The organism is Rhodovulum visakhapatnamense (assembly GCF_004365965.1).
Lineage (GTDB): Bacteria > Pseudomonadota > Alphaproteobacteria > Rhodobacterales > Rhodobacteraceae > Rhodovulum > Rhodovulum visakhapatnamense.
Genome location: NZ_SOEB01000048.1, coordinates 1 through 9,735, shown reverse-complemented (window position 1 = coordinate 9,735; position 9,735 = coordinate 1). Strand labels below are relative to the sequence as shown.

Annotated in this window: 10 protein-coding genes and 1 pseudogene; 2 read left to right on the top strand and 9 right to left on the bottom strand. The window is 66.0% G+C overall.

Features of this window, described 5'->3' with window-relative positions:
• Window positions 1-200: 200 nt before the first annotated feature.
• The 8 genes from EV657_RS21750 to EV657_RS20565 all read right to left on the bottom strand — a co-directional run bounded on the left by EV657_RS21750 (window position 201) and on the right by EV657_RS20565 (window position 7,108).
• On the bottom strand, window positions 201-347 hold the full coding sequence (locus EV657_RS21750) for a hypothetical protein (RefSeq protein WP_158272331.1): 147 nt from the start codon (window positions 345-347) through the stop codon (window positions 201-203).
• A gap of 158 nt (window positions 348-505) precedes the next feature.
• Entirely contained in the window at window positions 506-1,492 is a 987-nt protein-coding gene (locus tag EV657_RS20595) for an ABC transporter substrate-binding protein (RefSeq protein ID WP_134079694.1), read from the bottom strand.
• 38 nt (window positions 1,493-1,530) lie between these two features.
• On the bottom strand, window positions 1,531-2,373 hold the full coding sequence (locus EV657_RS20590; RefSeq protein ID WP_134079692.1) for an ABC transporter permease: 843 nt from the start codon (window positions 2,371-2,373) through the stop codon (window positions 1,531-1,533).
• The gene (locus tag EV657_RS20585; protein WP_134079691.1) at window positions 2,370-3,245 is read right to left on the bottom strand and encodes an ABC transporter permease; all 876 of its coding nucleotides are present in this window, start codon (window positions 3,243-3,245) and stop codon (window positions 2,370-2,372) included. Before EV657_RS20585 ends, EV657_RS20590 begins: the two co-directional genes overlap by 4 nt.
• The gene (locus tag EV657_RS20580) at window positions 3,238-3,438 is read right to left on the bottom strand and encodes a hypothetical protein (protein WP_075786091.1); all 201 of its coding nucleotides are present in this window, start codon (window positions 3,436-3,438) and stop codon (window positions 3,238-3,240) included. Before EV657_RS20580 ends, EV657_RS20585 begins: the two co-directional genes overlap by 8 nt.
• Window positions 3,431-4,210 (bottom strand): ABC transporter ATP-binding protein, encoded by a 780-nt coding sequence (locus tag EV657_RS20575; RefSeq protein WP_243837766.1) that lies wholly within the window; start codon window positions 4,208-4,210, stop codon window positions 3,431-3,433. Before EV657_RS20575 ends, EV657_RS20580 begins: the two co-directional genes overlap by 8 nt.
• A gap of 104 nt (window positions 4,211-4,314) precedes the next feature.
• On the bottom strand, window positions 4,315-5,769 hold the full coding sequence (gene hydA, locus EV657_RS20570; protein ID WP_134079689.1) for a dihydropyrimidinase: 1,455 nt from the start codon (window positions 5,767-5,769) through the stop codon (window positions 4,315-4,317).
• 88 nt (window positions 5,770-5,857) lie between these two features.
• Complete coding sequence (locus EV657_RS20565; protein ID WP_134079687.1) at window positions 5,858-7,108, bottom strand: Zn-dependent hydrolase; 1,251 nt, start codon at window positions 7,106-7,108, stop codon at window positions 5,858-5,860.
• Between the two features lie 202 nt (window positions 7,109-7,310).
• Here EV657_RS20565 and EV657_RS21995 point away from each other — a divergent pair, with 202 nt between their 5' ends.
• Window positions 7,311-7,607 (top strand): hypothetical protein, encoded by a 297-nt coding sequence (locus tag EV657_RS21995; protein ID WP_208323335.1) that lies wholly within the window; start codon window positions 7,311-7,313, stop codon window positions 7,605-7,607.
• A gap of 85 nt (window positions 7,608-7,692) precedes the next feature.
• Here EV657_RS21995 and aptA read toward each other — a convergent pair whose 3' ends face one another.
• Entirely contained in the window at window positions 7,693-9,021 is a 1,329-nt protein-coding gene (aptA, locus tag EV657_RS20555) for an omega-aminotransferase AptA (protein ID WP_134079685.1), read from the bottom strand.
• A gap of 241 nt (window positions 9,022-9,262) precedes the next feature.
• On the opposite strand from aptA, the pseudogene EV657_RS20550 reads away from it, so the two are divergent.
• A pseudogene (locus EV657_RS20550) lies at window positions 9,263-9,640 on the top strand (TetR family transcriptional regulator); the annotation flags it as partial.
• Window positions 9,641-9,735: the final 95 nt, after the last annotated feature.

The following is a 9,735-nucleotide window of genomic DNA, read 5'->3' as shown; positions in this document are numbered from 1 at the left end:
GCAAGATCGCCGAGAACGATTTCGGCTCCCTCGGAGACATCTCGACGCTCGCCGACCCTTCGGTCGTCGACGAGCTCATCAATAACAGGATGAACACGGACTGATCCGCGCCCCGAAGGTTCTGAAAGAAAAGGGCCGGTGGTCATCCACCGGCCCTTTTCCTTTCGAATGACGCCCCGGCCTCCGGCCGGGAAGGCGTTTCAGCACCCGGGCGCCGTGACCGTCGCCATGTCGCTGATGGTGCTCACACCCGGTTCGCATTCCTCGGGCTCCTTGGCACAGCCCGCAAGCACCGCCACCAGACCGATCCCAAGCAGCAGTCCCTTGACCTTCGTGATGTTCCGCATTGCTCTCTCCCTTCCTCGGCGGGTGTCCCGACCCGCCGAAACTGAACTACACCGTTCAGTAAAACACATCCTTGATTCCGATCAAGACAGGCGGAGGCCCGGCCACCGCGTCATCGCGGCGCGCCGGGACCCGCCCGGCCTGCATATGGCCGCGCCGTCTAGTTCAGCGCGGCATCGGTGACGACATGGGTCCAGGCGCCCTCGGGTTCCCTTGTGATGACCGGGTCCGACCCGCCTGCCAGCAGCGTATCGACCGTGCGCCGGTAATCCTCGGGATCGAGCGCGCCATTAGAGCCCGCGGTCAGCTTGGCGACCTCGCCCATCATGCGGATCTGGTGCTTTTCGGTCTGGGCCCCGGTCTCGTCATGGTCGAGCACGATCATCGCGGCCTCTTCGGGATTGGCCTCGGCCCATTTCCAGCCTTTCATCGAGGCCCGCACGAAGCGCACCAGCTTGTCGACCTCGGCCGGATCGGCCAGCTTTTCTTCCAGAACGTACAACCCGTCTTCCAGCGTGGCCACGCCCTGATCCTCGTATTTGAAGGTGATCAGTTCCTCGGGCGCGATGCCTGCGTCGATCACCTGCCAGTATTCGTTATAGGTCATGGTCGAGATGCAGTCGGCCTGCTTTTGCAACAGCGGATCGACGTTGAAGCCCTGTTTCAGCACCGTCACGCCGCCGTCGGTCCCGTCGGTCGGAATGCCCAGATGCGCCATCCAGCTGAGGAACGGATATTCATTGCCGAAGAACCAGACGCCCAGCGTGCGGCCCGGGAAATCCTCGGGGCTGGCGACGCCGGTTTCCTTCAGGCAGGTCAGCATCATGCCCGAGGACTTGTAGGGCTGGGCGATGTTGACGATGGGCAGCCCCTTTTCGCGCGCGGCCAGCGCCGAGGGCATCCAGTCGATCATCACATCGGCGCCGCCGCCCGCGATGACCTGGCTCGGCGCGATGTCGGGTCCGCCGGGCTTGATGGTCACCTCGAGGTCTTCCTCGTCGTAAAGGCCCTTGTCGAGCGCCACGTAATATCCCGCGAACTGGGCCTGGGTCACCCATTTGAGCTGCAGCGTGACCTCGTCGGCCGCTTGCGCCGCCCCGGTCCCCAGAAGAAGCGCGGCCAGCGCCCCCGTCAGTTTCACGTCCATCCTTACCTCCTGTGGGGTCATTCGCCCCTTGCTTGTTGTCAAAGGCCCCGCTGCGACGGGTGCCAGAAGGTGACGGCGCGTTCGCACGCCGCCACCGCGCCGTAGAAGGCGGACCCGGCCAGGGCCGCCACGGCGATCTCGGCCCAGACCATGTCAAGCGCGAGACGCCCGACCTCGGTCGAGATCCGGAAGCCCATGCCCCGGATCGGGCTGCCGAAGAATTCGGCCACGATGGCCCCGATCAGGGCCAGCGTGGTGGCGATCTTCAGCCCGTTGAAGATGAAGGGCATGGCCGCGGGCAACCTCAGCTTGGTCAGCGTCTGCAGGTAGCTTGCGGACCAGGTCTTCATCAGATCGCGCTGCATCGCATCGGCCGAAGCCAGCCCCTGCAGCGTGTTGACCAGCACCGGGAAGAACACCATGGCGACGACCACCGCCGCCTTCGACTGCCAGTCGAAGCCGAACCACATCACCAGAATCGGCGCGGTGCCGATGATGGGCAGGGCCGCGATGAAATTGCCGACCGGCAGCAGCCCCCGTTGCAGGAAGGGCGAGCGGTCGATGGCGATGGCGCTCAGCACCCCCGCGCCGCAGCCCAGCACATAGCCCGACAGCGCGCCCTTGACGAAGGTCTGGACGAAATCGGCCCAGAGCACCGGCAGGCTGGTCGCGATCCGCGCCCCGATGGCCGAGGGCGGCGGCAGGATCACGCCGGGCACGTTCAGCCCGCGCACGAGACCCTCCCAGACCACCAGCAGGGTCAGACCGAAGAGCGCGGGCATCAGAAGACGCAGCCCGCGCGAATTGTCGAGCCGCGCAAGCCGCACATTCACCGCCCAGGCGACCGCCCAGAAGCCAAGCGCGCCGAGAACCCAGGTCATCGCGCCATCCCCATCCGTTTCAGCGTGATCCGCTGCACAAGCCCCACCAGCCCGACCAGCAGCGCGGCCAGGATCGCGGCCCCGAAAAGCGCGCTCCAGATCTGCACGGTCTGACCGTAATAGCTGCCCGCCAGCAGCCGCGCGCCAAGGCCCCGGATCGCGCCCGTAGGCAACTCGCCCACGATGGCGCCGACGAGGCTCGCGGCCATCGCAACCTTCAGCGAGGTAAAGAGATAGGGCATCGAGGACGGCCAGCGCAGTTTCCAGAAGACCTGACCCGCGCGCGCCCCCCAGGTCTTCATCAGGTCCAGATCCATCGCATCGGGGCTGCGCAGCCCCTTCACCATGCCGACGGCGACCGGGAAGAACGACAGATAGGCCGAGATGATCGCCTTGGGCACCAGCCCGGTGATGCCGATGGAATTCAGCACCACGATGATCATCGGCGCGATGGCCAGGATCGGGATGGTCTGCGAAGCGATGGCCCAGGGCATCACGCTTCGGTCCATCGCACGGTTATGGACAATCCCCACCGCCAGCAGGATGCCCGCGCCCGCGCCGATGGCAAAGCCCAGCAACGTGGCCGACAGCGTGACCCAGCCGTGATAGATCAGGCTGCGCTTGGAAAAGGCCCGCCCCTCCAGCGCCATTGCCCCGGTCGTCTTCCAGAGCTCGGCCCCCACCTGATGCGGCGCGGGCAGCTTGGGGCGCTCTTGCTGCAGCGTGTCGGACACGATCTGGCTGACGGTCAGCTCCTGCCCCGCGCGCGCCGCCTGATCGAGCGTCCAGCGCGCGTTCAGCGCCACCGCCGCCCCGTACCAGAGCGCGAGGATCGCCAGAACCACCGTCAGGATCGGCAGAACGCTACGCATCGCGCCGCCCCTTGCGGGCCAGCCGCCGCGCCAGAAGATGCATGCCCCAGACCAGAGGCGCCAGGATCAGAAGGAAAAGCCCCCAGCCCAGCACCGGCACCGCCATCACCGACGGCGCGAAGACCCAGACCAGCAGAACCGCCAGCCACAGCCCGGCCAGCCCCGCCCCTGTCAGACGCTGTTTCCTAGTCATAGGCATGCCCCGCGCGCAGCCCCTCGCGGACGCGATGGGCGATTTCCAGAAATTCCGGCGTGTCGCGAATGTCGAGCGGCCGCTCTTTCGGAAGCGGGCTGTCGATCACATCGGCGATCCGCCCCGGACGCGGGCTCATCACCACGATCTTCGTGGACAGATAGACCGCCTCGGGGATCGAATGGGTGACGAACAGGCAGGTCTTGCCGGTCCGCGCCCAAAGCGCCAGAAGCTGTTCGTTCAGATGGTCGCGCACGATTTCGTCGAGCGCACCGAAGGGTTCGTCCATCAGCAGGATATCGGCATCGAAGGCCAGCGCGCGGGCAATGCTGGCCCGCTGCTGCATGCCGCCCGACAACTGCCAGGGATACTTGTTGCCGAAGCCCGCCAGATCGACGAGTTCCAGCACCTTCTGCACCCGCGCCGCCTGATCGGCCTTCGGATAGCCCATGATCTCCAGCGGCAGCCGGATGTTCCGGGCAATGGTGCGCCAGGGGTAAAGCCCCGCCGCCTGGAACACATAGCCGTAGCTGCGTTCCTTGCGGGCATTGTCGGGGCTCATCCCGTTGACGCTCAGGCTGCCGCCGGTCGGATGTTCAAGCGCCGCCACACAGCGCAGGAAGGTGGTCTTGCCGCAGCCCGAGGGGCCGATGAAACTCACGAACTCGCCGCGCCCGACATCGAGCGACACATCGCTCAATGCCTGCACGGGCCCGTCGCCGGTCTGGAACACCAGATCGACGTTTTCTGCCTTGATGACCGGTGTCTTCACGTCACGTCCCTTGCCTGCGGGGCGCGCGCGCATGCGGCCCCGCCCCTCACATCCGGGCGCGAGGATCCCCCGCACCCGCCCTCTCGCAAAGGGGGGCCGTCGCGTCAGACGCCGCTGGCCGGAATGCCCGCCCGCTCGATGGCCCGCGGCGCGGTCAGCGCCTTCCAGGATGACAGCGCCCTGTTGACCGCGCCGTTCGGCGGGCGCTTGACGAATTCGCCCCAGCCTTCCTGAGGCTTCATCTCGCCATCGGCGACGGCGACGCGGCCACGGGTCAGGGTGTAGCGCGGCAGGCCCTTGACCTGCTTGCCCTCGAAGACGTTGTAATCGATGGCCGATTGTTGACCCGTGGCGCTGATCGTCTTGGTCTTCTCGGGGTCCCAGACGACCAGATCGGCGTCCGCGCCGACCAGCACCGCGCCCTTGCGGGGATAGACGTTCAGGATCTTGGCGATATTGGTCGAGGTCACCGCAACGAATTCGTTCGGCGTGATCCGCCCGGTGCCGACGCCATAGGTCCAAAGCATCGGCAAACGGTCCTCAAGCCCGCCGGTGCCGTTCGGGATCTTGGTGAAATCGCCCACCCCATAGCGTTTCTGATCGGTGGTGAAGGCGCAATGATCCGTTGCCACGCAGGACAGCGAGCCCGAGGCCAGCCCCGCCCAGAGGCTGTCCTGATGCTGGCGGTTACGAAAGGGCGGCGACATCACGCGGCGCGCCGCATGGTCCCAGTCGGCGTTGAAATATTCGCGTTCATCGAGCGTCAGATGCTGGATCAGCGGCTTGCCCCAGACCCGCTTGCCCTGCATCCGCGCGCGCCGGATCGCCTCGTGGCTTTCCTCGCAGGAGACATGCACCACGTAAAGCGGCACCCCCGCCATGTCGGCGATCATGATCGCGCGGTTGGTGGCCTCGCCCTCGACCTGGGGCGGGCGCGAATAGGCATGGGCCTCGGGGCCGGTATTGCCCTCGGCCAGCAGCTTCGCCGACAGCTCGGCCACCACATCGCCATTCTCGGCATGCACCAGCGGAATGGCTCCCAGCTCGGCGCAGCGGCGGAACGAGGCGAACATCTCGTCGTCGTTCACCATCAGCGAGCCCTTGTAGGCCATGAAATGCTTGAAGGTGGTGATGCCGCGCTCGTTCACCACCGTTTCCATCTCGTCGAAGACCTGCTTGTCCCACCAGGTGATCGCCATGTGGAAGGAATAGTCGCAATGCGCCCGGGTGGACTTGTTGTCCCACATCTTCAGCGCATCGAGCAGCCCCTGCCCGGGCGAGGGCAGCGCGAAATCGACGACCATGGTGGTACCGCCCGCCAGCGCCGCGCGCGTGCCCGACTCGAAATCGTCCGAGGAATAGGTGCCCATGAAGGGCATCTCCAGATGGGTATGCGGGTCGATCCCGCCCGGCATCACATAGCAGCCGGTGGCATCCAGCACCTCGTCGCCCGAAAGATCGGGCCCGATCTCGACGATCTTTCCGCCCTCGATCAGCACATCCGCCCCATAGCTCAGATCGGCGGTGACGATGGTGCCGTTCTTGATAACCGTGCTCATGTCTTACTCCCTGTCAGGCTCTGCGGCCCATTTCTTCTTGGAAAAATACCCCGGGGGGTCTCGGGGGGCAGGGCCCCCCGGCCTTGGCTCAGCCGACGACCTCTGCCGTTTCCAGCACCGCGTGGCAGAGCACCTCCGCCCCGGCCGTGGCCCAGTCCTTCGAGATGTCCTCGGCCTCGTTATGCGACAGCCCGCCGACACAGGGGCACATGATCATGGTGGCGGGCGCCACCTTGGCGGCCCAGCAGGCATCGTGCCCCGCCCCGGACACGATATCCATATGCGAATAGCCCAGCTTCTCGGCCGCACTCCGGACCGTGCCCACCAGCTCGGGGGTGAAGGTGACGGGGTCGAAATGGCCCACCGGTTCGACCGAACAGCCGACGCCCAGATCTTCGCAGATCGCCGCCGCGCGGGTCTCGATCTCGGCCCGCATCCGGTCGAGCTTGGCCTGATCGGGGGTGCGGATATCGACGGTGAAGACGACGGTGCCCGGCAGCACGTTGCGGGAATTGGGCGAGAACTGCATCTGCCCCACCCCGCCCACGGCATCGGGCTGGGCCGCCATCGCGACCTCCTGCACCATCTCGAAGATGCGCGCCGCGGCCAGCCCTGCATTGACCCGCATCGCCATCGGCGTCGAGCCGGTATGCGCCTCGCGCCCGGTCAGGGTGAATTCCAGCCACCAGAGCCCCTGGCAATGGGTGACGACCCCTATCTCCTTGCCCTCGGCCTCGAGGATCGGGCCCTGCTCGATATGCAGCTCGTAATAGGCATGCATCTTGCGCGCGCCGACCTCTTCCTCGCCCTTCCAGCCGATCCGGGTCAGCTCGTCGCCATAGCTGAGCCCCTCCAGATCCTTGCGCGCATAGGCATAGTCGAGGCTGTGCACGCCCGCGAAGACGCCCGAGGCCAGCATCGCGGGGGCAAAGCGCGCGCCCTCCTCGTTGGCCCAGTTGGTCACGACGATGGGGTGCTTCGTCCGGATCCCCAGATCGTTCATCGTGCGCACCGCCTCCAGCGCGCCCAGAACCCCCAGCACCCCGTCATATTTCCCGCCGGTGGGCTGGGTGTCGAGATGGCTGCCCACATAGACCGGCAGCGCATCCGGGTCCTCGCCCGCGCGGGTCGCGAACATCGTCCCCATCCGGTCGACGCCCATGGTCAGGCCGGCGGCCTCGCACCAGCTCTGGAACAGGGCGCGGCCCTCGGCATCGGCATCGGTCAGCGTCTGGCGGTTGTTGCCGCCCGCGACGCCGGGGCCGATCTTCGCCATTTCCATCAGGCTGTCCCAGAGCCGGTCGCCATTGATGCGCAGATTCTCACCTGGGGCTGTCATCGTTCTTACCTCACCTGTCATTTCCGTCCTGCCGTCAGTCCCTTGGCGCGACCGCCCGCCCGTCCGGGGCGGGTGCGGCGTCAGAGACAATATTCTTCGTCTGTCCGGCGGTTACATTCGGGCGTCCCGCATCCGCGGGGCGTTTCCTCATCCGGCCGGGCCTTCGCCCGGCATTCACAATTCCCGTCGGGAGGACGTGACCTTGGAAATTCTGAAAGACCAATTCAAATGGATGCTGGGCCTCGTGGCCCTGATCGGCGTGTTCGGGCTCGGCTACGAGCTGAACAAGGCCGATCCCAACCCGAAAGCCGGGACCGAAGCCGACGTCGCGGCGGTCGCGGACCCGGCCGCCGACCCCGTGGCCGAGGCGGTGGAACCGGTCGAAGCCGCGACCGAGACTGCTGCGGTCGAAGCCGTGGCTGAAACCCCGGCCGAGGCCCCGGCCGAGGCCCCGGCCGAAGCCGCCCCGGCGGAAACCGCCGAAGCTCCCGCCCAATAGGCGCGCAGCGGTCCCCGCCGAGCCGGGACCAGCCGCAGCCTTTGCGCCCGCCGGTCCGCTCCGGCGGGCGCGCTGCTGGAAAGGCTCAGTCCAGCGCCTTGAGAACATCGGTCAGCTTGCCGAAAAGTTCGTCGATCTGGGCCTTGTTGATCATCAGGGGCGGCGACATGGCGATGATGTCGCCGGTGGTCCGGATCATCAGGTTCTTCTCGAAGGCGTTCAGGAAGGCGGTGAAAGCCCGCTTGGTCGGCTCGCCCGCAATCGGTTCCAGCTCGACCGCGCCGATCAGGCCCATGTTGCGGATGTCGATCACATGCGGCAGGCCCTTCAGCGCATGCAGCGCATCCTCCCAATAGGGCGCAAGCGCTGCGGCATTCTCGAAAAGCCCCTCTTCGCGATAGGTTTCCAGCGTCGCAAGCCCCGCGGCCGAGGCGATCGGGTTTCCGGAATAGGTGTAGCCGTGGAAGAATTCGATCATGTGCTCGGGGCCCTGCATGAAGGCGTCATGCACCTCGGCGGTGGTCAGCACCGCGCCCATCGGGATCACCCCGTTGGTCAGGCCCTTGGCGGTGGTCATCATGTCGGGCATCACCCCGAAATGTTCGGCCGCGAAGGACGAGCCCAGCCGCCCGAACCCGGTGATGACCTCGTCGAAGATCAGCAGGATCCCGTGTTTCTTCGTGATCGCGCGCAAGCGTTCCAGATAGCCCTTGGGCGGCAGCAGCACGCCGGTCGAGCCCGACATCGGCTCGACGATCACCGCGGCGATGGTCTCGGCGCCATGCAGCGCCACGATCCGTTCCAGCTCGTCCGCGAGATGCGCGCCATGTTCGGGCTGGCCGCGGGTAAAGGCATTCTGGTCCGGCAGATGGGTATGCGGCAGGTGATCGACGCCGGTCAGCAGGCTGCCGAACATCTTGCGGTTGGTCACGATGCCCCCGACCGAGATGCCGCCGAAGTTCACCCCGTGATAGCCGCGCTCGCGCCCGATCAGACGGGTGCGCGCACCGTCGCCCCGCGCCCGGTGATAGGCGATGGCCATCTTCAGCGCGGTCTCGACCGATTCCGACCCGGAATTGGTGAAGAAGACATGATCCATTCCCTTCGGCGCCATGTCGCGCAGGGCGCTGGCCAGTTCGAACGCCTTCGGGTGGCCCATCTGGAAGGCCGGCGCATAGTCAAGCTCGGCCGCCTGCTTCTGGATCGCCTCGGTGATCTTCGGCCGGCAATGGCCCGCATTGCAGCACCACAGCCCCGCCGTACCATCCAGCACCTGGCGGCCGTCGGCGGTGCGGTAATACATACCTTCAGCGCCCACCAGCATCCGCGGCGCCGTCTTGAATTGCCGGTTCGCGGTGAACGGCATCCAGAAAGCCGACAGGTCGTTGGGACCGGAATTGCGATCGAGCGCCATGGGGGACCCCCTTGAATTATGGCCCTTCGCCCGCGCAAAGGCGAAAGGCCCAAAACATTTGACCAAACGGTCAGGGACACGCTAGCAGAGGTCGGGAACCAGTCAAGCGGACGGCCCCGGCCCCGGCCCGAGTCGTTCTCGCAGTGTCCGACCGACTGGCGATTTTCGCCCTGGAATGATGGGATTTTGCGCAACCTATGGAAAGTGGAATTAACGGATCAGGCAAATTCCGGTGGCGCGCATGACCGACCACCCGCCCCGGACCCGGATCCAGCAGCGGAATCGCGAGACCATTCTGGGGGCGGCGCTGGAGGTGTTTTCGCAGCACGGATTTCGCGGGGCGACGCTGGACCAGATCGCGCAGGCCGCGGGCCTGTCGAAGCCGAACCTGCTGTACTATTTCCCCTCGAAAGAGGCGATGCACGAGGCCTTGCTGGCGGGGCTGATGGATACCTGGCTCGCGCCGTTGCGCGCGCTTGACCCCGGCGGCGAGCCGCTCGACGAGATCCTGGGCTACGTGCACCGCAAACTGTTGCTCAGTCGCGATTTTCCGCGCGAAAGCCGGCTTTTCGCCAACGAGATCCTGCAAGGCGCCGAACGGATCCGGCCGACCCTTGAACCCACATTCTCCAAGTAAGTCGCTGATTTCGCTGTCGTAATCGTGATATTTCGCATATAAATCATGGCGTTGACGGCTGCGAGGGGCGCGTTTCA

Coding starts and splice junctions, on each gene's coding strand:
- EV657_RS20590 (WP_134079692.1), bottom strand. CDS start 2,373: ATGACCTGGGTTCTCGGCGCGCTTGGCTTCTGGGCGGTCGCCTGGGCG.
- EV657_RS20565 (WP_134079687.1), bottom strand. CDS start 7,108: ATGACAGCCCCAGGTGAGAATCTGCGCATCAATGGCGACCGGCTCTGG.
- aptA (WP_134079685.1), bottom strand. CDS start 9,021: ATGGCGCTCGATCGCAATTCCGGTCCCAACGACCTGTCGGCTTTCTGG.
- EV657_RS20580 (WP_075786091.1), bottom strand. CDS start 3,438: ATGACTAGGAAACAGCGTCTGACAGGGGCGGGGCTGGCCGGGCTGTGG.
- EV657_RS20595 (WP_134079694.1), bottom strand. CDS start 1,492: ATGGACGTGAAACTGACGGGGGCGCTGGCCGCGCTTCTTCTGGGGACC.
- EV657_RS20585 (WP_134079691.1), bottom strand. CDS start 3,245: ATGCGTAGCGTTCTGCCGATCCTGACGGTGGTTCTGGCGATCCTCGCG.
- hydA (WP_134079689.1), bottom strand. CDS start 5,769: ATGAGCACGGTTATCAAGAACGGCACCATCGTCACCGCCGATCTGAGC.
- EV657_RS21750 (WP_158272331.1), bottom strand. CDS start 347: ATGCGGAACATCACGAAGGTCAAGGGACTGCTGCTTGGGATCGGTCTG.